Origin of the sequence: Actinomyces weissii (assembly GCF_016598775.1) — a bacterium.
GTDB classification, from domain to species: domain Bacteria; phylum Actinomycetota; class Actinomycetes; order Actinomycetales; family Actinomycetaceae; genus Actinomyces; species Actinomyces weissii.
This window is the reverse complement of the sequence record NZ_CP066802.1, coordinates 1,797,197-1,820,103: the sequence shown is the minus strand read 5'-3', so window position 1 is coordinate 1,820,103 and position 22,907 is coordinate 1,797,197. Positions and strand designations below refer to the sequence as shown.

Sequence of the window (22,907 nt, the reverse complement as noted above, 5' to 3'; positions counted from 1 at the left end):
TGGCGCTAGCGTGCTACCCCCTGTCGTGATCGACCGCTCAACTTTGGGCCTTCGGCGCTGTGGCAGGCTTGGCCCATGAAGATCGTCGTCGCTGTCAAGCACGTGCCCGACGTGCAGTCTGATCGTCGCCTGGAGGACGGTGTCCTGGTCCGAGGTGAGGAGGACGTCCTCAACGAGCTGGACGAGAACGCCGTCGAGGCCGCCGTCACCCTGGCCGAGGAGCTGGACGGGCAGGTCGTGGCCCTGACCATGGGGCCCGCCGACGCCGAGGACGGGCTGCGCCGCGCCCTGCAGATGGGCGCCGACAGCGGCGTGCTGGTCACCGACGAGGCCCTGGAGGGGGCGGACGTGCCCACCACCGCCCGGGTGCTGGCCGCCGCCGTCAAGCAGATCGGGGACGTGGACCTGGTGGTCACCGGCATGTCCGCCCTGGACTCCATGACCTCCATGCTCCCCGGGGCGCTGGCCACCGCCCTGCAGGTACCCGCCCTGACCCTGGCCAGCCGGCTGGAGGTGGCCGACGGCACGGTCACCGTCACCCGCACCCTGGGCACCGTCACCGAGACCCTGGCCGCCCCCCTGCCCGCCCTGGTCTCGGTCACCGACCAGGCCAATGAGCCCCGCTACCCCAACTTCGCCGCCATGCGCGCCGCCAAGAAGAAGCCCGTGGAGGAGTGGGGCCTGGCGGACCTAGGGCTGGAGGCCCACGCCCCCGCCGTCGCCGTGGTCGAGGCCCAGGCCCGCCCCGCCCGTGAGACCGGCACCATCATCACCGACGCCGGACAGGCCGGAGCGCAGCTGGCGGCCTGGCTCGTCGACAAGCAGCTGGTCTGAGCTGCCGCCGCGCCGTTGCGCTGGAGCGCCGTCGCACAACCTGGTGCCCCCGCCTGAAGCACCCGCCTGACACCCACCCCGGCCAGAAAGTCCCAAGATGCTCAACACCCCCGTGCTCGTCCTGGTGGAGACCGACGAGTCCCAGCCCACCCCCGCCAGCGCCGAGCTGCTCACCACCGCCCGCCGCCTGACCAGCGGCGACGTCCTCGCCCTGGCCCTCGCCCCCGTGAGCGCCAGCGCCTCCGCCCTCCTGGCCGGGCACGGCGCCACCCGCCTGCTCGTGGCCGAGCTGGCTGAGCGTGCCTGCCTGGCCGCCCCCGTGGCCGACGCCCTGGTGGCCGCCGTGCAGCACACCGGGCCCGCCGCCGTACTGGTCACCTCCGACTACCGGGGCAAGGAGGCCGCCGGGAGCGCCGCCCTGCTGCTCGGATCCGCCTGCGTCAGCGACGTCGCCGAGCTGGAGGTGGACGAGGACGGGCTGCGCGCCTCCAAGCTCGTGCTCTCCGGCTCCTGGAGCACCACCGCGGCCCTCGGCACCGGTGGGCACCCGCCGGTCCTGGCCGTGCGTCCCGGCAGCGTGGAGGTGCCTGCCCCCCTCAGCGCCGAGCCCCTGGCCGCCGAGCCCCTGGAGGTCTCACTGCGCCCCGAGTCCGCCGCTGTCCGCCTGGTCAGCCGCGAGGTCTCCCACGCCGCCAGCGGGCCCGACCTGGCCAGCGCGCGCACCGTCGTCGTGATGGGCCGCGGGACCGAGGGGGACCTGGAGCTGGTGCGCTCCCTGGCCGAGCCGCTGGGGGCGGCCGTGGGCGCGACCCGCGTGGCCTGCGACGAGGGCTGGATCGACCGCAGCGCCCAGGTGGGACAGACCGGCGTGTCCATCTCTCCGAGCCTGTACCTCTCCCTGGGGGTCTCCGGCGCGGTGCACCACACCTCCGGCATCCAGGGGGCGGGGACCATCGTGGCTATCGACTCCGACTCTGAGGCCCCCATCTTTGAGATCGCTGACTTCGGCGTGGTGGGTGACGTCACCGAGGTGGTGCCCCAGCTGGTCAGCGAGCTCGCGCGGCTGCGCGGCTGAGACTCCTTCCTGATTCCTGCCGGGTGGTTCGCCTGCCGGTCGGGTGGGGTTCTGCGAGGGCTGCCGCAGGACTCCGCTCGCACTGGGCCGTGCGTCCCCGGCGGTGAGCGGCTTGAGGTGCGTCGAAGCTGCCGTGGTCGGCGGTGGTGCGGCTGAGGCTCGTGGGCGGGGTTCCTGCCCGGCGGGCGGCTCTCTGCGGGCGGACCCGGGGACGCTCGTGCTGGCGGGCAGGGTGGCCGAGTCTCACGGGCGGAAGGGCTGACGGCTGCGCGGCTGCGGACGGGGGAGACGACGCGGCTTGTGGCAGGCCCCAGGGTGTGCTTAGTTTAGCCTTACCTGGACAGCCGAGCAGACCCAAGGACGAGCACGTGAGCGACCCAGCCACCGCCAGTACGGCCTACCCCGCCGTCGCCTCCCGACGCATGGCGCGCCGCCTCCTGTCCGGCGCGGGCACCGCCTCCCTGTCCTCCTACCGCCTGGCCCCGGAGGCGCCTGCGCAGATGGTCCTGCACGCCTTCGACAGCTCGGGCCAGGTGATCGTGGCCGCCCTTCCCGCCCCCGACCACCCCCTGGCCGCCGTCCCCTGCGGGGAGCCGGTGGCCGTGCGTATGGACGTGGAGATGGAGGCCGCCGACGCCGGGCTGCGTGTCACCACCGCCAGCTGCCACCTGCTCGGCCTGCTCTCCTGGCTGGACGACGCCGCCGCCGCGCGCCTGCTCACGGGCGGCTCGGCCACCTGCCACTGCCCGCTCACCGGAGACAGCCCGCTGGCGGCCCTGCAGGACCTGGCTGGTGCGGAGCGGGGGCGCCTGGGCGTGGTCGTGGCTGACCGGGTCACCGTCCACGACCCTCTGGGGGTCGGAGGGCACAGCATCGCCCAGGTGCTGGACCCGGCCAGCGACGGTGCCGGGGCCCTGCTGTGGTCGCAGGCGGACACGGCCTCCGCGCAGGAGGAGGTCTGCGCGCTGGGGGAGATTGCCTTGGACCTGCTGGTCTCCGGGGTGCTCACGGGGCGGACCCCGGGGGTGGTGTGCTCACGGCGTCCTTCTGCGGGCCTGTGCCAGCAGCTGCACGGGCGGGTCCTGTGCGTGGACGTGTCCCCTTACGGAGTGACCCTCATGCGCCTGGGCGAGCTGGAGACGGTCACCGTGCAGCTGCTGACGCCGTCGGGAACCACCGAGCCCTCCCAGGTAGGGCGGCACCTGGGGGAGCTGGTCTCAGAGACCATGGTCTCCGGGTTGCTGGGAGCCTGAGCTGGCAGTAGGCCGGGACCGGGCGTGGGCAGACCTTGAGGGCGGCGGTCCTGCGTGGCAGGACAACCGCCCTCGTCGTCGTGAGCCGGGTGGCGGGGCCGCGGCGCCTCAGCGGGCCTCGTAGGTCAGGCAGCTGGCGGTGCCGGAGCCGATCTTGACGCCCTCGGCGGTGCACATCAGGTCGGTGTTGTGCACGCACTCCAGGCGCTTGCAGGCGCCGACCTTGCCCTGGGCCACGGGCAGGCCGCCACGGGCGTCGAGGGTGACGAGCGTGGTGCAGGCGGGGGTGGCGTCGCCGCCGACGGTGATGGCCAGGGCGGTGCAGCCGCCGCGGTTGTAGGCGCAGGTGGTGGCAGCGCAGGACTTGATCTCGGTTGCAGTCTTCATGGCGGACTTCCTTTCGGAGGGACCGGAGCTGCTTCGAACCGGTCATTTACGTAAATCAAGGTAGGGATCTGGGGGCGGGCGGGCAAGCGTTGTCTGAGGCGATTTTGGTGAAGGTGGGGGAATGGCGCATTTGCAGGGAAAAGTCGTGTCCCTGGTGGTGTTGCAAAGGGAGTGTGACGAATTACGTAACGCCGTCTTGGGCATGTTGCGTATTTCGTAAAAGGGTGAGGTGAGGCTGGGCTGGCGGAGGGTAGGCAGGGCTTGCTAGGGAGAGGTGTGCCGCGTGTCTAGGAATGCGACCGGGGGCGGTAAGGGGGGTGGTGTGCCTGGCCTGGCTTAGGGTGCCCTTACCGGTCTCGCGGTCCATATGTCCCGGTCTCGCGGTCCATATGTCCCGGTCTTGTGATGTCTCATGACTTCTGGCAGTGCCAGATGTGTTGAGTTGTCTCGGGCCTGTCATGCTCGGGGATGGCTCGTGAGGTTCGTGTGTCCGTCCGGTTGAAGGTTGTCGAGTTCCGTGCGGGTGGTGGTGAGAGGGTCGAGGCCTTCTGCGAGCGGCTGGGGATCTCGGTGCGGTCCTTCTACCGCATCCGCCGCGCCTGGCGCGAGGGCGGGCGGGAGGCTCTCCTGCCTGCCTCACGCGCCCCGCACCACCCCTGGCGGGTCTACGGGGAGGAGACCGTGGAGGCGGTAGCGGCCCTGCACGCCGAGCTGACCGCTCTAGGGGTCGACGCCGGGGCCCAGACCATCGTCTTCCACCTGCAGCGGGCCGGTGTGAGCCCGCTGCCTTCAGTCTCCACGGTCAACCGCATCCTGGCCCGTTTGGGCCTGTCACGCACGAACCGCCGCAAGCGGCCCAGGGCCTCCTACACGCGCTTCTCACGCGCCCGGGCCAACGAGCTGTGGCAGATCGACGCCATCGCCTGGCACCTGCCCAGAATCGGGACGGTGACGATCTACCAGGTCATCGACGACGCCACCCGCCTGTGCGTGGCCCTGCAGGCCTTTGCCGGGGGCGAGAGCACCCAGGGAGCCATAACCACCCTGGCCCAGGCCGTCAGCCGCTACGGCCCCCCGGCGTGCGTGCTGTCCGACAACGGCGCGGCCTTCCCCGCCCACCGGCTGGGCAGGCTGTCAGCCACGGAGCGCTACCTGGCCGACCTGGGAGTCCTGCCCGTCTCCGGCAGGGTCGCCCACACCCAGACACAGGGCAAGGTCGAACGGGCCCACCAGGTCGTCCAGCAGTGGCTGCGGGCCCGCCCCGCCCCCTGCTCGTGCGAGGAGCTCAACACAAGCCTGCACGAGCTGCGCGACTACTACAACCACGAGCGCCCCCACCAGGCCCACACCCCCAGGTGCACCCCGGCCCAGGCCTGGCAGGCCACGCAGCAGGCCCCTGGCCCCACCACACCGATCGACCCGGCCACCCTCCTGCCACACCACCACGCCCCCCTACGCACCGTGCGCCAGCGCGGGGTCCTGTCCTACCAGGGACACACCCTCTACCTGGGCACAGCCATGGCAGGACGCACCCTGAGCCTGACCCACACCCCCGGACTACTGACCCTGACCGACCTGACCCGAAACCAGCCCCTGACAACCATCACCTGGCCCCCACCAACCAGATACCTCAACCTCACCCACTGCCAGAAGCCATGACCCAGACACCTGCCAGAAGTCATGACACAACACAATATGTCCCGGTCTCGCGGGAGAAGAGAAGGGTCAGGAGACGGTGGCCTGGGCCAGGACCTGCTGGCCGGTGGGGCCGCCGTAGACCACCACGCTCTGACCGGCGGCCAGTCCTCGCAGCGGCTCGTGCAGGCTGGCCCGCAGCCTGCCAGACTCCAGGTCCACCACCACGTCGGCGGGCACCGGCCTCCCGTGGGCCCGTACCTGCACCGCCACCGCCTGCCAGCCCGCGCCCGTCCCGCTCTGCTCGGGATCAGCCAGCAGCACCAGGTCGGTGCCCTCCACCAGGGAGCGGCTCAGCAGCTCCTCCGGCCCTACCACCACCTCGTTGGTGGCGGGCCGCGTCTCCACCACGTAGCGGGGGCGGCCGTCCGGGGCGGGGCGTCCCAGCCCCAGGCCCTTGCGCTGTCCCACCGTGAAGCCGAAGTAGCCCGCGTGCGTGCCCAGCACCTCACCATCGGGGGAGACCAGGGTGCCCGGGCTGGTGCCCAGCGAGCGGGTGAGGAAGCCACGGGTGTCGCCGTCGGCCACGAAGCAGATGTCGTAGGAGTCGGGCTTGTCGGCCACCGGCAGCCCCCGCTGCTGCGCCTCAGCCCGCACCGCCTCCTTGGAGGGCGCGTCCCCCAGGGGGAACAGCGCCCGGGACAGCCCTCTACGCCCAGACACCGCCAGCACGTAGGACTGGTCCTTGGCGGTGCTGACGGCACGCTCCAGCACCAGGCTGTCAGCCTCTCCCGGCTGCCCGGCGGCGGCCCCGCCGCGCAGGCGCGCGTAGTGGCCGGTGGCTACGGCGTCGAAGCCCAGGGACAGGGCGCGCTCCAGCAGGGCGTCGAACTTGACCCGCTCGTTGCAGCGCACGCAGGGGTTCGGGGTGCGTCCCGCCCGGTACTCAGCCAGGAAGTCCGCCACCACCCGCTGCTCGAAGTCCTCGGACAGGTCCCACACGTAGAAGGGGATGCCCAGGATCTCCGCGGCCCAGCGGGCGTCAGAGGCGTCCTCGATCGAGCAGCAGCCCCGGGAGCCGCTGCGGCTGGCGGGCCGGTTGCGCGTCAGGGCCATGTGCACACCCACCACCTCGTGACCAGCCTCCTGCGCGCGTGCGGCGGCGACGGCGGAGTCCACGCCCCCGGACAGGGCGGCCAGTACCCGCATCTGCTCTCCTCTCGACGGCGGCGGTCTGCCGCTTGCCTGGGCCTGGTGCCTAGGGGCGGGGCTCAGGTGCCTGGGGCCCGTGCAGGCAGGGTCCCCAGCCCCAGGCAGGGTACCTGCTGCGCCTGGCGGTGCTGAGTCCCGATCGTTACCTGCTGGCTAGGCGCCTTAAGCAATCAACATGCTAGGTTCGCGCCGGGCGGCGGCCAGGTATCTCCGACCTTCTGCGGAAACGCCGGGCGCCTTGAGGTAGGGAGACAGATGGACCAGGACCTTTCACTGACGAGGGCCAGCAGGCCGGGGTCGGGAGCAGCTACCGGGATCGGGCTCGTCCTGGTCCTCCTGCTGAGCCTCGTCGTGCCTGTGGTGCAGGCCCGGGCGGCGGACCCAGGCCTGTACGACCAGGTCAGGAGCGACTATGAGGCCATCACCTACGACGACCTGGCTTCCATACTGGATATCCGTATACGTTCCCTCGACAAGAATGCTGCCAGGACCGCGCTCAAGGAGAGGCTGGGCCGGGAGGCCACCGAGCAGGAGGTGGAGCAGTCGCTGTGGCCCCGGTACATGGACCAGCTGGCCATGCGCAAGGACTTCGAGGCCCTGAAGGCTGACCTGGGCACGCGCATGCGGGAGCTGATCTCCAAGGACCAGTTCGTCACCGCTGACATCCTCAGGCGCGACGCCAAGAAGATCCTGTTCGCCCTGACCTACCTGGACCACTACTACTCCGCTGAGGTCGGGGGCAGAAAGCTCAAGGACCTCATCCTCTTCGAGCCGCAGGAGGCCTTCGGGGCCCAGAACGGCACGCCGGTGGTCCGGCTGCAGCGGCTGGCCCAGATCAAGCACTTCGGGGCGCAACCGAGCCAGGCCTCCCGGATCTTCTCCAACGCCGTCGACCCCCGTGGGCGGAGCGTGACCACCTGGCTGAGCGAGATGGTCAGCAGGTACGAGCCGTCCGTGTCCCCCAGCAGCTGGTTCAGGTCCCGCACCAAGGCCGTCATCCACGAGGGCGGCAGCACCACCCTCTACGAGCAGATGGAGAACGATGAGCGGCTGCGCTCCCACCTGCTGCCGCTGCTGGCCCTGAGCTCGCCCAGCGTCTACGCCCTGAGCGTGGACCACTCCGTGACCTACGGGCTGACCTCTGGCTACGGCGGTGCAGACAACCCCGCACTGAAGAGCGCCCTGTCCCGGTACGCCAGGAACCAGCAGTCCTTCGTGGAGATGTGGAAGCGTGTCTCCGCCACCCCGGAGGGCTTCGGGGAGGGGCCTGTCGTGGTCGTGCGCGACGGCATGTTCAAGGCCCCCCGGTCCGCTGGTCTCCTTCCCGCCGCGCGCTGGTCACCGCAGCACGGCCCCGACGCCGACCCCGGCGTCCTGGAGTTCTTCGGCCCGCTTGGGTTGTGGGGCAGCTACCAGTTCATCGGAGGCCAGGCCAGCCCCATCGACCGGCGTATCGACCTGGTGCTCTACGAGGCCCTTTCTGACAATGGTGTTACCACCTTCACCCACGAGATGACCCACATCTTCGACGAGAAGGTCTGGTTCAACGGACACAAGCGTCGTGAAGGTGTCAAGATCGAGGCCTACGCCCGGGGCTTCTTCGAGTCCATGGACAACACGCAGGCCACTGAGGCGGGGGCCTCGGAGTACGCGCCCTTCTTCAACCTGAACACCGCCTTCGAGCTGGGGCAGGGACGGGTGCAGAACGCCTCCCCCTCACGCTTCCAGTCCTCCGCGGACCTGGGGCAGTACATGCGAGGGCTCATGGACGTCATCTACTCCCTGGAGGTGCTGGAGGCGGAGGCCACCCTCGCCCTGACCCCCCAGGAGAAGGCTGTGGCCTTCAGCAAGGTCACCCAGGTGCCCGACCCCGACGAGTCAGGCACCCCCGGCACCACCGACTCCTTCACCCACATCGACCTGGAGGAGGCCACCAGCCTCAGGACCGTCAACGACCTGGTGGACCACGGCATCGTGGCCGGACGCCTGAGCGCCAAGGGAAAGGCCTCCACGGCCCTCACCGTAAAGAGCAACGACTACGTGGTGGTGCCCCTCTACGAGCCTGTCTACGCGGGCCTGCAGAACGACGCCCAGGCCGTAGGAGACTTCCTCTTCCGCCGCTACGCCCACGAGATGCTGGGCGAGTACGGCTGGGAGCGGGGCATGGTCGCCTACGCCTCTGACCAGTACCCCAACGACGCCGTCGCCCTGGCCGCCATCATGCCTGAGCACGGCGGCAGCATGGCTGCCTTCAAGAAGGCGGTGTACGCACAGCGAGGGGCCAGGCTGTCTGACCTCAAGGCCGTGGCAGGCTTCGCTGACGTCGAGGAGATCCGCGCCGCCATGGCCACCGCCGTCAAGGCTGACGTCACCAGGCTCGCCCAGAACCGCGCCAACGGCGTCACCGTCGAGACCGAGGGCGTCACAGCCGTCAACACCCTCAAGCACAAGATCTTCCGCGGTTACCTGCTGGACACCGACGACTTCCGTAGCTCGATCTACCGTGAGCCTACGGCGCGCGAGCTGTGGGTCCGTAACGGCAGCGAGTCGGACGGCTCCGGTGCAGGCACCTACGAGCAGCCCTACCAGAACATCGCTACGGCCATGAGGAACGCCCGCCCGGGGGACGTCGTCAAGCTCAAGGAGGACGTCACGGTCAACGGCACCGCTGCCTCCGTGCTGCTGGACAAGGCCGTGACCCTGGACGGCACCGGGCACACCCTGGTCCTGCGTGGCCAGGACATCGAGGTGGCGGCAGACGTCACCATAAGAGACATGAACCTGGTCATGCTCCAGGAGAGCTCCGCCTCCGGCACCATCTACGCGGGCGGGCACAAGCTGGTGCTGGACAAGGTGACCACCCGCGTCTCCCAGTCACAGACCGGCCAGCGCCCGGTGATCGTAACCGGCACCAAGGGGGACCGGGCTCCCGGGCCCAAGGCGGAGGTCGTGGTGCGCAACGCCACCGACCAGACCCGTTTCAAGTCCATCATCGTCGGCGACCTGGACACGGCCTCGAGCACGCCAGCGTCCATCGTCCTGGACAGCAGGCTCATAAGGGTGGAGGACGGCGTGTTCCTGTCACCTCCGAACGGGCCTGTCCGCAACGGGGCCGTAGACCTGGTCTCCAAGTCGGACTTCGTGAACATCGTGCGTAACCCTGCAGGCTCCACCAAGACGGGTGACAGCTCGGTGACCTTTGACGGCGCGTCCCTCAGCGGCGTGGTGATGGACGAGGTCAACAACCTCACCCTGGCCAACAAGGCACGTGTGACCCTGGCTGATGGAAGCAAGGACCTCCTTATCTCGGACGTCCTCAACCTGCAGGACCAGACCGTGCTGGACGTGGCCGAGACCATCACGAGCGTGCGTGAGTCAACAGGCAGCGGACTGGTGCGCATCGGGGACCAGGGTGCCTTCCTGTCAGGTGCCACCAGCGAGACGATCTCCTACGAGGTGTACAAAGGTGACTGGGACTACAGCGAGTACCTGGGCAAGGCATACGTAAGTACCAATGACCCCGCTCTGGAGCCGGAGGTGAGGCTGCTGCCCGCAGGCAGCCCCTACAGGCTGGTCAAGGATGACCGGGGGGCCTGGAGGCTGCAGGCCGTGGACACCACCGCCAAGGTCGCCCCGGTAGCCGCTGTCACCCTTAGCGAGGCCGGGCGGCCCAAGACCCTTACCGCAGGGGAGTTCGCGGTCACCGTCACCCCGCACCCCGACAACGACACCGCCGTCGAGGTTACTGGCCTGCCCTCTGGTGAGGTGCCTGTCGGTGACGACGGCTCCGCGGACCTGGGGCGCTGGAGCATCGGCGCTGAGGGCGTCTACAGGTTCACTGTCAGGCAGGTGGACAAGGGCGCCGCGGGCGTCACCTACGACCAGGAGCCCGTCGAGGTCACGGTCACCGTGGAGCAGAACCCCGACTTCCCGACCAGGCTGGGGCTCGTAGCCACCACGACCTTCCGCAAGGCCGGTGCCGTGGTCCAGGGCATCAGCTTTGCCAACACCTTCACGGCCCCGGCGCAGGATGCCGACGGCGACGGCGTGGTGGATAGCGTGGATGCTTGTGAGGGCACGCCGGTGGGTGCTCAGGTGGGTGTTGATGGTTGTTCTGTGGCTCCGTCCTTGGGTGTGGTGCCTGGGGTTGTTGGGGTCAAGGGCAAGGCTCTGGCTGCGGTTAGTGTGCCGGTCAGCAACCCGGGTGCCGCGAAGGGCCTGCGCTGCGTGGCGCAGGGTCTGCCTGCTGGCCTGGTGGTAGCCCTGTCCACGGGCGGGGACGCCTGCGTGATCTCTGGGACCCCGGAGGTGGACACCCGTAAGGACCAGGCTTTCACGGTGTCGTTGTTCTACACGCCGGTTGACGGTGGTCGCCCGGAGGCCAGTGTCAGTGGGCCGGGTGTGGTCAGTGTGCGTCTGCCTGCTTTCAATATTGGTGGGTCGATCCTGCAGGATGATGACGGCGATGGTGTGGCTGATGTCAGTGACCGTTGTGAGGGCACGCCGTCTGGTGTGCGTGTGGGTGCTGATGGTTGTGCGCTGGCTCCGGTTCTGGGGGCTGTGCCTGAGCTGACTGGGGTCAAGGGCAAGGCTCTGGCTGCGGTTAGTGTGCCGGTCAGCAACCCGGGTGCCGCGAAGGGTCTGCGCTGCGTGGCGCAGGGTCTGCCTGCTGGCCTGGTGGTGGCGCTGGCGCCGTCTGGGGACGCTTGCGTGATCTCTGGGACCCCGGAGGTGGACACCAGCAAGGACCAGGCCTTTACGGTGTCGTTGTTCTACACGCCGGTTGACGGCAAGCGCCCCGAGGCCAGCATCAGCGCCCAGGGCAAGGCCAACATCACCCTGCCCGCCCTGAGCCTGGGGCCCTCTACCAAGCAGGACGACGACGCTGACGGCGTGCTCGACGAGGCCGACAAGTGTGCAGGGACTCCAGCTGGTGCTCAGGTGGGTGTTGATGGTTGTTCTGTGGCTCCGTCCTTGGGTGTGGTGCCTGGGGTTGTTGGGGTCAAGGGCAAGGCTCTGGCTGCGGTTAGTGTGCCGGTCAGCAACCCGGGTGCCGCGAAGGGTCTGCGCTGCCAGGCGCAGGGTCTGCCTGCTGGCCTGGTGGTAGCCCTGTCCACGGGCGGGGACGCCTGCGTGATCTCTGGGACCCCGGAGGTGGACACCCGTAAGGACCAGGCCTTTACGGTGTCGTTGTTCTACACGCCGGTTGACGGTGGTCGCCCCGAGGCCAGCATCAGCGCCCAGGGCAAGGCCAACATCACCCTGCCCGCCCTGAGCCTGGGGCCCGGTCAGAAGGCCAGCCCCAGCCCGACGCCAACGGCCCAGAGCCAGGCTACGGCCTCGGCTAAGCCGTCAGCGCAGGCATCGTCGGCTCCGACCCCGCAGGCCTCCACCAAGCCGACCCCGCAGGCCTCCACCAAACCGACAGCACTGGCCACGGCTAAGCCGACTGCGCAGGCCTCGGAGACCTCCACCCCACAGGCTAAGGAGACCCCCACGCCGCAGGCCTCGGCGAGCGCGGAGCCGACCGCCACCAGCACGGCTACGCCTCTGCCGCAGCAGCAGGTCAAGGAGCAGGGCAAGGGGCTGGCGCGCACCGGTACGGACGCCTTCCAGCTCCTGATCCTCCTGGCCGGACTGCTGGTCAGCGGGGGAGTGCTGGTCGCCTACCGCAGGCAGCGGGGCTGAGCCAGCCCCTAAAGGACGGTCCCCTGACCCACCGAGCCAGGTGGGGCAGGGGACCGTCCCTTGTCGCGCTAGAACTTGCGGGCACGCGCGGCAGGGCTGGGCGTACTGGGCGCCGCGGGGGCGGGAAGACCGAGGACGCGGGCCCCACAGAAAAGCCCCTAGCCGCTCAGCGGGCCCGCCGCGCCGTCTCCAGCGCAGCTGGCAGTACCTCCAGCAGCCGCTCCACCTCCGCCAGCGACGTCGTCGGCCCCAGGGAGCAGCGCAAGGTGGCCCGCGCTGCCGCCTCCGGCAGCCCCATAGCCAGCAGGACGTGGCTGGGCCGGGCTACCCCCGCGTGGCAGGCTGAGCCCGCCGAGGCGTCCACCCCCGCCAGGTCCAGTGCCATCAGCAGCGCCTCGCCGTCGGTGTCCGCGAACCAGAAGTGCGCCGTGCCCGGCAGGTGCGGTGCCTCAGGCGGCAAGGTCGCTCGCGCCCCCGGAAGCGCCAGCACCCCCGCCACCAGGCGGCCGCGCAGGGCCTCCAGGCGGGCGGCCTGCGCCGTCCGCTCCGCCACCGCCAGCTCCACCGCCAGCGCCAGGGCGCGCGCCCCCAGCACGTCCTGCGTGCCCGAGCGCAGTGCCCGCTCCTGCCTGCCCCCGCCGACGGGCGCCCGCAGCACCAGGTCACGCCGCGCCACCAGCGCCCCCACCCCCACCGGTGCCCCCAGCTTGTGCCCGCTCAGGCTCATCGCGTCCAGGCCCCAGCCGTGGAAGTCCACCGGCACCCGCCCCAGGGCCGCCACCACGTCCGAGTGCACCGGGACGTAGCCGGGACGGCCCGGCCGGTCCTGGCCGCTGGCCTGCCTGACCTCGGCCACCAGTCCCGCCACGTCCTGGACCAGCCCCGTCTCGTTATTGGCCGCCATGACGCTGACCAGCGCCACCCCGCCGTCGGAAACCGCCTGCGCCACCGAGGCGGGCACCACCCGGCCCAGCGCGTCCACCTCCAGCAGGCGCAGCCCGGCCCCCAGCTGCTCCTGGGCCACCCGGGCGCTGTCCAGCACCGCCGGGTGCTCAGTGGGGGAGAGCACCAAGGTCCGGCGCCCCTCCTCCCGACCGGCCAGCGCCCGGCCGCACACGGCCAGCGCGTCCGCCTCCGTGCCCCCGCTGGTCAGGAGCACCTCATGGGGGTGGACCTCCAGCGCCGCCGCCAGCCGGGCCCGGGCCTGGGACAGCAGCGCCCCCGCCCGCCTGCCTGCTGCGTGCAGGGCCGCCGGATTGGCCCCCGGGAGGCCGTCACGCAGGTCCTGGGCCAGCTGCTCAGCGACCTCCGGGCGGACCGGGCAGGTGGCGGCGTGGTCAAGGTAGGTGCGCATCCCACCACCCTAGACGCTGCAGTACCCAGCCGGTCTGCCCGCCGGCGTCTGCAGCCTGCCCGCGGCGGCTGGGCACAGCGCCTAGCTGGTCTGCCCCCGCCGTCTCCAGCCCGCCCGCAGTGGCAAGCCGACCTGACCCCTGTACCCGGACCACACCACCTGGCCGCGGTACCCAGCCGGGCCGCCCCCTGGAGACTGGATCCTGCCCGCGGCGCCTGGGCGCAGGGTGCAAAGTGGTGCCATGAGCCCGTCCCCAGACCAGCCCTCCGGCCCGAGCGCCCCCAGCACCACCCCGGCCACCACGCCGCTGGCTGCCCCGTCAGGAGGCCCTACCGCCCAGCCGGGTACCCCCGCCAACAGAGCAGGTACCCCCGTCAACCCGCCGGGCTGGTTCCGCTCCCTGTCCCGTCACAGCACCGACCGCGACGCCGCACGCCGCAGCCAGCCGGGCCTGCTCGCCAGGCTGCTTAAGGCACCCTCCACCCGGGTGCTGCTGGTAGACCCCCGTGGCCGCGTCAGCCTGGCCGCCCCGACCGGCACCCCCGACCTGCCCGACGACGGCCTGACCCCCGCCGTCCCCTCGGACGCCGACCGGGCCGTCTGGCAGCAGGACTCCCCAGGGGACGGGGCCATGCGCGGCCTGAGGCTGGCGCCGCTGGCCGTCGCCGACCTCCCAGCCAGCCTGCTGACTGCCCTGACAGAAAGCGCCCTGGCTGAGAGCGCCCTGGCAGAGGCCGGAGCAGCGCCCGGGCCGGCCTCGGAACGGCAACCGCCGCCGCCTGCCGACAGCCCGCAGGCCATCTACCTGGGCCAGGAGGAACAGCCTGCGAGGCCCACCTCCTGGATCGCCGTCGTCGTGCCCCCAGAGACCGCCACGGACGCCGCCCTGCTGGGCACCGGCGCCACCCTGGGCGCCCCCACTGGCGGCAGTGTGCCGGATGCGGAAGGAGCCGCCCACCCGCACCCAGGGCTCCTGTCCCTGCTGGCCCGGTACCCGCTCACCGCCCTGCGCGCCGTCGGCGCTGAGCTGGACGCCCACGACGCCGGACTAGCGGCCCCTGCCATCGCCCTGGCCGCCTGGCACGCCCGCAGCCGCTTCTGCCCGGCCTGCGGCGGGCCGCTCAGCGCCGTGCAGGCCGGGTGGGCCCGCCGCTGCCAGGCCTGCGGGGCCCTGCACTTCCCCCGCACCGACCCGGCGGTCATCACGGCAGCCACCGACGAGCAGGACCGCTTGCTGCTGGTGCACGGCGCCACCTGGCCCCAGCAGCGCTACTCGGTGGTGGCAGGCTTCGTGGAGGCCGGGGAGAGCGCCGAGCAGGCGGTGCTGCGGGAGGTGGCGGAGGAGACCGGGCTGCAGGTGGCCAGCGTGGAGCCCTTCTCCACGCAGCCCTGGCCCTTTCCCCGCTCCCTCATGCTGGCCTACCGGGCCCGCCTGGTACCTGGGCAGCAGCGGCCGGTGCCCGACGGGCAGGAGGTTACCGACGCCCTGCTGCTCTCCCGTACCGAGCTGGTGGAGGCCCTGGAGGCCGGGCGGATCGGCCTGCCCGGGGCGACGTCGATCGCCCGGGCGCTGATGGAGGACTGGTTCGGCGGACCGCTGCCGCAGTGAGCCGGGCCGCCACCGTCCCCTACCGGGAAAAGTGTCAGCACCCCGTGGCAGGCTGGGCCTGATGAACTCCACGCCTGCCACCAGAGCCTCCCGCCGCCCTCCTGAGCCGGAGGCGCTGCTTGACGCCCTGGACCCGGACCAGCGCCAGGTCGCTGAGCACCTGGAGGGGGCCTTGAGCGTGCTGGCCGGACCGGGCTCCGGCAAGACCCGGGCCATCACCTACCGCATCGCCTACGGGGCGCAGGTGGGGGCCTACCAGCCCAGCCAGGTCCTGGCCCTGTCCTTCACCAAGCGGGCCGCCGGGGAGATGCGCTCCCGCCTGGCCTCCCTGGGGGTGCCGGGCGTGCAGGCCCGCACCTTCCACTCCGCTGCCCTGCGCCAGCTGCGCCACTTCTGGCCCACCGCCGTGGGCGGCTACCTGCCCGAGCTGGTGCCCGGCAAGCTCCCCCTGGTGGCCACCGCCGCCCAGCGGCTAGGCATCAGCGTGGACAAGACCGCCCTGCGGGACCTGGCGGCGGAGGTGGAGTGGGCCAAGGTCACCCTCACCCTCCCGGAGGACTACGAGCAGGTGGCGCAGGCCGCCGGGCGCGTGGGGGTGGCCGACCAGCCCCCCGCCCGCGTCGCCCAGCTCCTGAGCGCCTACGAGGAGGCCAAGTCCGAGCGCGGCGTGCTGGACTTCGAGGACACCCTGCTGGTGCTGATCGGCATCCTCCTGGACCGCCAGGACATCGCGGAGGCGGTACGCGGCCAGTACAAGCACTTCGTGGTGGACGAGTACCAGGACGTCTCCCCGCTCCAGCAGCGGCTCCTGGACGTGTGGCTGGGGCGACGGCGCCAGCTGTGCGTGGTGGGGGACGTCTCCCAGACCATCTACTCCTTCACCGGCGCCACCCCCCGCTTCCTGCGGGAGTTCCCCCACCGCTACGCCGGGGCGCGGGTGCTGACCCTCAGCCGTGACTACCGCTCCACCCCCCAGGTCGTGGCCATGGCCAACCAGGTCCTGTCCACTCCCGTGCGGCCCGGTGCTCCCCGGGGGCTGCCGCACGGGGCCGTGCACCTGGTGTCCCAGCGCCCCTCCGGTCCCGCCCCGCTCTTCCTGGCCCATGACGACGACGTCGCCGAGGCCCAGGCGGTGGCCGAGCAGGTGCGCCGGCTGCGGGCCGCCGGGGTGCCCCTGTCGGAGATCGCGGTGCTCTACCGCACCCACGCGCAGTCACCGGTGCTGGAGCAGGAGCTGGCGCAGGCCGGTATCAGCCACGTGGTGCGTGGAGGAGCCCCCTTCTTCCGCCGGGAGGAGGTCAAGCAGGCCATGGCCTTCCTGCGCGCCGCCCCCCGCACCGAGGCCGACACCCTCACCGGCGACCTGCTCACCGACGTCAAGAAGGTGCTCAGCCACTGCGGCTGGTCCGAGACCGCCCCCGCCACAGAGGGCGCCGCCCGGGAGCGCTGGGCCTCGCTGGAGGCCCTGGTGTCCCTGGCGGAGGAGCAGGCCACGCACCCGGAGGCCAGCCTGGAGGGCTTCGTGGCCGAGCTGCTGGACCGCGCCCAGAACGAGTACGAGCCGCGCGTGGACTCCGTGACCCTCTCCCCGCTGCACACCGCCAAGGGCCTGGAGTGGGACGCCGTCATTATCGTGGGCCTGTCCGACGGCCTGCTGCCCCTGCGGCAGGCCCGCTCCACCGAGGAGCTGGAGGAGGAGAGGCGGCTGCTCTACGTGGGGGTCACCCGCCCCCGGGACCACCTGGTCCTGTCCTACGCCCGCGCGCGCAACCCCGGGGGCCGCCCCTCCCGGCAGGTCTCCCGATTCCTGCGGGGCACCTGGCCCCAGGAGGTCCCGGCCCCTAGCCCCGCCCAGCTGCGCAAGGCCCGCGCCCAGTCCTTTGAGGAGGAGTCCGACGCCGCGACCCTGGCTCTGTTCAGCGCCCTCAAGCAGTGGCGCAAGGAGGTGGCCACCAGTGCCAGCCTGCCTGCCTACACCGTGTTCCCGGACGTCACGCTGCGGGAGATCGCCCTGACCCGCCCAGCCAGCCGCCAGGAGCTGGCCCAGGTCAAGGGGGTGGGCGGGGTCAAGCTGGAGCGCTACGGGCAGGAGGTCCTGGAGATCGTGTCCTCCCAGCAGACCGCCCAGTAATCCCGGGCGGTCTTGCTCAGCCAGGCGAGCCCGTCAACCCAGGTGCCTGGTGGGCCTAGGCCTCCCCGCCCAGCCGGCTCTCCCTGCGCAGCACCGAGAAAGGCAGGACCGCCACCTTGCAGGCCCCGCCGAGCAGCCGGGCGGCCCAGCGGGACCGGGAGGTCTTGCCCAGCGGGGTCCCCCAGCCCGCAGGCTGAGCTGGCTCCGGGGGCGCCCAGGCCGGTGCCGAGCGCGGCTCAGGTGTCCAGGCAGCCGCAGTCCGGGTGCGGCTCCCACCGGCGCTCCGCCCCCAGCGGGTCCACCGCTGTCAGCTCCACGCTGGTGCCCCACCAGGCACGGCCCCGGGAGGTCAGGGCGTCCAGCACCATCCTGGCGGCCAGGGCCGCGCACTGCTCCGTCAGCAGGGACTCCAGGGCGGGGCGGGGCACACTGCGCAGCTGGAGCGTGAGGGTGGGCCAGGCCGGGTCGGCGTCACGCCGCCACATCTCCAGGCACATGCCGCAGGGGGTGCGGCCGGGGACCACCAGCGGCCCCACCTCTACCCCGGTCTCCCGCACCGTGACCAGCAGGTGGCTAAGGTCCTCCTGCTGCAGACGGCGCTCCTGCACCAGGTCGGTGGCGCCCGTGGCGATGCTCACCGTCAGGTCCGGCCGGGTGCCCAAGGGGGCGTGCTGCACCAGCGCCGGATAACGGCTGCGCAGGACCTGGCTGCCAGCCCGGTCACCGTGCAGCAGCAACGTGCCTACCCCCGCCACCGCCAGGTGGCAGGCCAGGGGCAGGGCCAGTGGGTCCGGAGCCGGGACGGGGCCGGTGCCACCGGCAGACACCGGCGGCTGGCTGCGCCCGGCCCGGGGCGCCATGGTCGGGCGGGGAACCGGCTCCGCCCCCAGCACCCCCACCACCGACCGGTACAGACGGCGGCTGCGCGCGCGGGCGTCGTCAACCAGGGCGTCCCAGTACACCTCGTCAGCCCCCACCGGGCAGGGGACCCGGTCCGGGGCCAGCACCCCGGCCAGGAGCAGCAGCCGGGCCAGGTCCTCGGCGCGCTTACGGGGCAGGCCCAGCTGCGGGGCCGTGGCGTGCAGGTCTATCGGGTCCGGGGAGCCGGAGAGGCGCTCCAGCAGGCGCTGCTCGCCACGGTCCAGGCCGGAGACGACGACCGCCCGCCCGGGCGTGGAGCCGACCTGGCAGACGCCCTCGTCCCGCCACAGTACCGGTGCACCGGCACGCAGATGCATGACAACCTCCTTGCCGCTGGTGCCCGCAGGGGAGGCACCAGGTGGCAGAAGCGTGGCACCGTGTGCCCGCCCGTGGGACGGTGGCCCCAGATCTGTGGACAACTGGGCCGGAAAGCCCTCCCGCCTTCGCGAGACCGGGACATACGTACCGCGAGTTCGGTAAGGGTGCACTAAGTAGAGGTCGTCGCTACTGGTGCTGGAGGGCGACCCACCCCAGTTATCCACAGGCGTCACCGGTCTCGTGAGCCATATGTCCCGGTCTCGGGAGCCATATGTCCCGGTCTCGCGAGACCGGGACTGCCTCGCCTCCTAGGGGCCGCCTCCCAAGGTGCCGTCCGCCTCAGCCCTGGGAGAGCACCGCCTGGCAGCTGCGCAGGCCCGCAGTCGAGCCCTGGCCCACCAGCGTGGCGGCCTCAACCGCCTCGTGCAGCGTGCTCACCGGGACCACGGTCAGGCCCTCAGGCTCGTTACCCACCACCTCGTCACAGTTGGCGGCCGGAGCCAGGAACACCGTGGCGCCGTCACGCGCCGCCCCCTTCATCTTCTGGACGACGCCACCGATCGGGCCGACCTTCCCGGCGATGTCAATGGTGCCCGTGCCAGCCAGGTCCTGCCCGCTTAGCATGGGGCCGGGGGTGAGCTTGTCCACGATCCCCAGGGCGAACATCATGCCGGCGCTGGGACCGCCCACGTCCTGCAGGGCGAAGGTAGCCTCTACCTGAGAGTCGGCCTTGGCGCTGATCAGCACCCCCAGCACCGAGCCTGCCCGGCCCTCCTCCTGCGGCGGCTGCGTGGTGAGCTGGACGCTGGTGGGCTGGCCGCCCCGCTCCAGCCCCAGCTCCACCGGGGTGCCCACGGGAGTGGCCGCCAGCAGCTCCCGCAGCTGCACGAAGCTGGTGAGCGTCGTCTTGGTGCCGGAGACGGTGATCTCCCGCAGCACGTCCCCCTCCTGGAACAGGGCCTGGGCCTGCTCGGTGGTGCCGCCGTTGATCGTCAAGGTCATGGAGGTGGCGGCCCCGGACTCCATCAGGGCGGCCAGCACGGCGGAGTCCTGGGAGGAGGTCATCTGCAAGTGCGACTGCTCGTCAATGTCCTGCTGGCTCAAGGAGGCCGGGCAGATCTGCTCGCGGTCCACCACCCGCTGGTCCGGGGACAGCCACGCCACGATCACGTCCAGGCCGGTGATCGGGTGGCCCGGGCAGCCGCTGACCGACACGGTGGTCATACGCATCTGCCCGGAGGTCGCGTAGGTGGGGGCGCCGCTGACGGCGATCAGGTCCGTGCCCGGCTGCCCGTCAGTGCCCGGGGTACTGGCCAGCACGTCCCAGGTGGGACCCGGGCTCTCAATGACCTTCCCCTGGGGCAGCCGGGCCATGAGCGCCGCGGCCAGCACCAGCACCAGCGCTCCTGCCAGCAGCCACCGCAGCCGACGCCGAGGCCGCCCCTCCGGCCCGGGGGCGGGCGCAGGGGGCGCCGCGGGCTCCCGGGGCTGTTGGAGCGGGTCCGCGGTCAGGGGCCTAGCGGAGTGCGGGTGTGCTTCATCAGGCGCAGTCACGGGGACCATCATGGCCCGTCGGCTGGGATCTGCCCAGGTGAGGCCTGCCCAGGTTTCACCCAGCGCGCAGCGGCCGGGCCCGCCGCCCGCCCCGTACCACCCGGGCCGCAGGCATGGCAGGATCGCCGTCGTAGGTACCCGGCCAGGCCCCTGGGCCAGCGTGAGGAGGAGCCATGTCGGCAGAGTCACAGGACCCCTTCGAGAGGCTGCGTGGCCTGCTGGCCTCCTTGATGGGGGAGCAGGCCGCCGCCGACGCCGTCGCCGCCCTGCAAGCCTCCGGGGTGGACGCCGAGCAGCTGGCCAGCATGGGGGGCCTGGAGGAGCTCTCCAGGATGAGCCCCAACCAGGTCCTGGCCCTGCGTGCCCAGCTGCAGCAGATGCTCAGCTCCTCAGCCGGTGAGCCCGTGAACTGGAAGGTCGGCCAGGAGCTGGCCCTGCAGCAGGCCCGCTCCGGCGGGGACCCGGTGGTCACCGCCGCCCAGGCCCAGGAGGTGCGCCAGGCCCTGACCGTGGCCGACCTGTGGCTGGACACCTGCACAGACTTCCTGCCAGCCCCCGGGGTGCGGGAGGCCTGGAGCCGGGCGGACTGGGTGGAGCACACCATCCCCGCCTGGAAGGAGGTCTGCGCCCCGGTGGCCACGGCCGCCACGGAGGCCCTAACCAGCGCCCTGGTCGAGCAGATCAAGGAGATGCCCGCGCACCTGGGGGAGCAGACCAGGCAGCTGGGGGCCCTGGGCTCCATGATGCGCATGATGGCGGGCACCGCCTTCGCCCTGCAGCTGGGGCAGGCTATCGGGCAGCTGGCCACCGAGTCCGTCTCCGCCACCGACATCGGCCTGCCCCTGTGCCACCGCCCTGGGACCGCCCTGGTGCCTGCCTCCGTGGCGGCCTTCGCGCAGGGGCTGGACGTGCCCGAGGAGGAGGTGCGCATGTTCCTGGCGGTGCGGGAGGCGGCCACGGCCCGCCTGTACGCGCACGTGCCCTGGCTGCGCGGCCAGGTCATGGCGGCGGTGGAGGCCTACGCCCGGGCGATCAAGATCGACCACCGTGCCGTCCAGGAGGCGGTCAGCCAGGTGGACCCCAGTGACCCGCAGGCCCTGCAGGAGGCGCTGCGCGGCGGCATGTTCGCCCCGCAGCAGACGCCGGCCCAGCAGGAGGCCCTCACCCGCCTGGAGACCCTGCTGGCGGTGGTCGAGGGCTGGGTGGAGGTGGTCACCTTCCAGGCGGTGGTGGCCCAGCTGCCCCACGCGCTCCAGCTGCAGGAGATGCTGCGCCGCCGTCGCGCCCAGGGAGGGACGGCGGAGCAGGTCTTCGCCCGCCTGGTGGGGCTGGCCTTCCGGCCCCGCCGCGCCCGGGAGGCTGCCCAGCTGTGGCGGCACCTGGGCACGCAGGTGGAGGTCGGTGAGCGGGACGCCTTCTGGAAGCACCCGGATATCGCCCCCGGCCCCCAGGACCTGGACGCTCCCGAGGACTTCCTGGCCCTGCGCCGCGCCGCCCGGGACATGGAGTCCCAGGTGGACGCGGCCCTGGAGTCCCTGCTGGAAGGCACCCTGGGCTATGAGGGGGACGCCGAGTCCCACTGAGACAGCCCCGTGCTCGCCTCATTTGCCCGGGGCAGCAGGCTGCAGGGCGGCTGGGGGGCGACGTCGGCGCGTCGGCGCAGCCTGGGGTACAGGCTGGCCAGGACCGGGCCGGTGCCTGGGCGGCAAAGGCCGGGGAGGCTCAGGCGAAGGTGCTGTGCAGCCCGGTGACCAGCTGGGGCACCAGGGACTCGCCCTGCAGCAGCTCCTCCTGCCCCCGGCTGCGCATGACGCACCAGCTGTCCCCGCTGCGCAGCGCCGCGGCCAGGATCCGCACGTCCTGGCGCTCAGGATGCGTGCGCAGGAGCTCTGCCCGCTCCTGCTCGTCAGCCAGGGCCAGGGCCTCCTGCTCCACCGCGGCAGGAACCACCGTGGACTCTGTGCAGATCGCCGCCCCCTCGACGTGCTCCGGCCAGGCCAGGGCACCCAGTAGCTCCTCCAGGGTGGAGGCCTCCGGCAGGTCCTCCTGCAGCACCGCGGTCAGGGCCTCCGGGTTGGCCTGCGCCTCCTGCAGGGCCTCCGGCGGTAGGAGCCGGGCCACCTGCGGGTCAGCGTCCCGCACGGCCAGGGTGCGGGCCAGGGCGAAGACCAGCACCGGCCGGTCCCAGCCGAGCTGGTCTACATGGCCCTCGATCTCGACCAGGGTGCGCGCCAGGGACTCCTGGCGGCTCAGGGGCCGGGGCGCCTGGTCTGCGGCGGTGGGCGTGGGGGAAGGGGCGGTGGGGGAGTTGCTCATAGGCTGATCCTCGCACCGTGCTGACACTTTTCCCGGCAGGGCGGACGGTGTGGGAGCATGGACGGAGCAGGCGCGCACCCGCGCAAGCTTTTCCGAAGATGGAGCGTCAACGTGAAGAAGCACCCTGACGACGAGTCCCCAGACAAGGAGCCGACCGGCTCCACCCCTGCGGGCTCCCCAGGCGCTGACGGCACCGGCCACCCTGAAGGTGGCCCCGACGGTGCGCCCACCGGCGTCCCCGCGGACGACCCGGCAGGGGAGGAGACAGGCCCAGACCGGTTCCGGGCGGCGCGCCGTTTCTGGACCGATCCCGTGGGCCGTCCGGACGGCCCCCAGGAGGACGGCTCCGGCCGGTCCGCCGGGCTGGGCCGGGGCGCCGCGGCCTCACAGGCTGGTGGATCCTCCCGGAACGGTCGTGAGGACAGCCACCGGGAGGACAAGCCGCGGGAGGGCCTGTCGGCGGCACGCAGCGCCGAGGAGTTCCTGTCCGCTGCCGACGAGCTGTTCGCCGGGCTGAGCGGCAGGCGTCCGGCTGCCGCTGAAGGCGCGGGCGAGCGTCCGGCAGCTGGGCGGGCGCAGCAGGCCCGGCCCGCGCGGGGCTCCGGGCAGCCGCCCCGTAA

The 22,907-nt window shown here is 71.9% G+C and carries 14 protein-coding genes; 8 read left to right on the top strand and 6 right to left on the bottom strand.

The genetic code is table 11. The annotated features are described in order from the left end of the window. Positions 1–75: 75 nt before the first annotated feature. From JG540_RS07435 to JG540_RS07425, 3 genes are all read left to right on the top strand, one after another. Positions 76–834 carry an electron transfer flavoprotein subunit beta/FixA family protein gene (locus JG540_RS07435; RefSeq protein WP_200275026.1) on the top strand — a complete coding sequence of 253 codons (759 nt, stop codon included), beginning with the start codon at positions 76–78 and terminating at the stop codon, positions 832–834. Positions 835–931: 97 nt separating this feature from the next. Beyond that, a complete protein-coding gene (locus JG540_RS07430; protein WP_200275024.1) occupies positions 932–1,909 on the top strand; it encodes an electron transfer flavoprotein subunit alpha/FixB family protein in 978 nt (325 codons plus the stop codon). A gap of 368 nt (positions 1,910–2,277) precedes the next feature. Then, complete coding sequence (locus tag JG540_RS07425) at positions 2,278–3,162, top strand: hypothetical protein (RefSeq protein ID WP_234042739.1); 885 nt, start codon at positions 2,278–2,280, stop codon at positions 3,160–3,162. Positions 3,163–3,270: 108 nt separating this feature from the next. On the opposite strand, the gene JG540_RS07420 is transcribed toward JG540_RS07425, so the two are convergent. Then, entirely contained in the window at positions 3,271–3,549 is a 279-nt protein-coding gene (locus JG540_RS07420) for a DUF1540 domain-containing protein (RefSeq protein WP_200275022.1), read from the bottom strand. Between the two features lie 486 nt (positions 3,550–4,035). Between JG540_RS07420 and JG540_RS07415 the strand changes: the two genes are divergently transcribed. Beyond that, on the top strand, positions 4,036–5,208 hold the full coding sequence (locus JG540_RS07415) for a DDE-type integrase/transposase/recombinase (protein WP_200275020.1): 1,173 nt from the start codon (positions 4,036–4,038) through the stop codon (positions 5,206–5,208). 66 nt (positions 5,209–5,274) lie between these two features. Here JG540_RS07415 and mnmA read toward each other — a convergent pair whose 3' ends face one another. Then, on the bottom strand, positions 5,275–6,393 hold the full coding sequence (mnmA, locus tag JG540_RS07410) for a tRNA 2-thiouridine(34) synthase MnmA (protein ID WP_200275018.1): 1,119 nt from the start codon (positions 6,391–6,393) through the stop codon (positions 5,275–5,277). 258 nt (positions 6,394–6,651) lie between these two features. On the opposite strand from mnmA, the gene JG540_RS07405 reads away from it, so the two are divergent. Then, the gene (locus tag JG540_RS07405; RefSeq protein ID WP_200275016.1) at positions 6,652–12,084 is read left to right on the top strand and encodes a ZmpA/ZmpB/ZmpC family metallo-endopeptidase; all 5,433 of its coding nucleotides are present in this window, start codon (positions 6,652–6,654) and stop codon (positions 12,082–12,084) included. A gap of 166 nt (positions 12,085–12,250) precedes the next feature. On the opposite strand, the gene JG540_RS07400 is transcribed toward JG540_RS07405, so the two are convergent. Further along, a complete protein-coding gene (locus tag JG540_RS07400) occupies positions 12,251–13,438 on the bottom strand; it encodes a cysteine desulfurase family protein (protein WP_200275014.1) in 1,188 nt (395 codons plus the stop codon). 241 nt (positions 13,439–13,679) lie between these two features. Between JG540_RS07400 and nudC the strand changes: the two genes are divergently transcribed. Continuing rightward, on the top strand, positions 13,680–15,047 hold the full coding sequence (gene nudC / locus JG540_RS07395; protein ID WP_200275012.1) for an NAD(+) diphosphatase: 1,368 nt from the start codon (positions 13,680–13,682) through the stop codon (positions 15,045–15,047). Positions 15,048–15,108: 61 nt separating this feature from the next. Further along, positions 15,109–17,178, top strand: coding sequence for an ATP-dependent helicase (locus JG540_RS07390; RefSeq protein WP_200275010.1), 2,070 nt, complete (start codon positions 15,109–15,111; stop codon positions 17,176–17,178). A gap of 236 nt (positions 17,179–17,414) precedes the next feature. On the opposite strand, the gene JG540_RS07385 is transcribed toward JG540_RS07390, so the two are convergent. Continuing rightward, positions 17,415–18,416: a thiamine biosynthesis protein ThiF gene (locus JG540_RS07385; RefSeq protein ID WP_200275009.1), complete on the bottom strand. Its 1,002-nt coding sequence runs from the start codon at positions 18,414–18,416 to the stop codon at positions 17,415–17,417. Positions 18,417–18,756: 340 nt separating this feature from the next. Next, positions 18,757–19,980 (bottom strand): YlbL family protein, encoded by a 1,224-nt coding sequence (locus JG540_RS07380; protein ID WP_407648361.1) that lies wholly within the window; start codon positions 19,978–19,980, stop codon positions 18,757–18,759. 164 nt (positions 19,981–20,144) lie between these two features. Here JG540_RS07380 and JG540_RS07375 point away from each other — a divergent pair, with 164 nt between their 5' ends. Then, entirely contained in the window at positions 20,145–21,554 is a 1,410-nt protein-coding gene (locus JG540_RS07375) for a zinc-dependent metalloprotease (RefSeq protein ID WP_200275005.1), read from the top strand. Between the two features lie 139 nt (positions 21,555–21,693). Here JG540_RS07375 and JG540_RS07370 read toward each other — a convergent pair whose 3' ends face one another. Beyond that, positions 21,694–22,287, bottom strand: coding sequence for a PPA1309 family protein (locus JG540_RS07370; RefSeq protein WP_234042738.1), 594 nt, complete (start codon positions 22,285–22,287; stop codon positions 21,694–21,696). Positions 22,288–22,907 lie beyond the last annotated feature (620 nt).

Bases quoted from the DNA above. Each gene is read 5' to 3' on its own strand.
- JG540_RS07385 (WP_200275009.1), bottom strand. From the start codon at position 18,416: ATGCATCTGCGTGCCGGTGCACCGGTACTGTGGCGGGACGAGGGCGTC.
- JG540_RS07405 (WP_200275016.1), top strand. From the start codon at position 6,652: ATGGACCAGGACCTTTCACTGACGAGGGCCAGCAGGCCGGGGTCGGGA.
- JG540_RS07420 (WP_200275022.1), bottom strand. From the start codon at position 3,549: ATGAAGACTGCAACCGAGATCAAGTCCTGCGCTGCCACCACCTGCGCC.
- JG540_RS07435 (WP_200275026.1), top strand. From the start codon at position 76: ATGAAGATCGTCGTCGCTGTCAAGCACGTGCCCGACGTGCAGTCTGAT.
- JG540_RS07390 (WP_200275010.1), top strand. From the start codon at position 15,109: ATGAACTCCACGCCTGCCACCAGAGCCTCCCGCCGCCCTCCTGAGCCG.
- JG540_RS07430 (WP_200275024.1), top strand. From the start codon at position 932: ATGCTCAACACCCCCGTGCTCGTCCTGGTGGAGACCGACGAGTCCCAG.
- JG540_RS07380 (WP_407648361.1), bottom strand. From the start codon at position 19,980: ATGGTCCCCGTGACTGCGCCTGATGAAGCACACCCGCACTCCGCTAGG.
- JG540_RS07375 (WP_200275005.1), top strand. From the start codon at position 20,145: ATGTCGGCAGAGTCACAGGACCCCTTCGAGAGGCTGCGTGGCCTGCTG.
- mnmA (WP_200275018.1), bottom strand. From the start codon at position 6,393: ATGCGGGTACTGGCCGCCCTGTCCGGGGGCGTGGACTCCGCCGTCGCC.
- nudC (WP_200275012.1), top strand. From the start codon at position 13,680: ATGAGCCCGTCCCCAGACCAGCCCTCCGGCCCGAGCGCCCCCAGCACC.
- JG540_RS07400 (WP_200275014.1), bottom strand. From the start codon at position 13,438: ATGCGCACCTACCTTGACCACGCCGCCACCTGCCCGGTCCGCCCGGAG.
- JG540_RS07370 (WP_234042738.1), bottom strand. From the start codon at position 22,287: ATGAGCAACTCCCCCACCGCCCCTTCCCCCACGCCCACCGCCGCAGAC.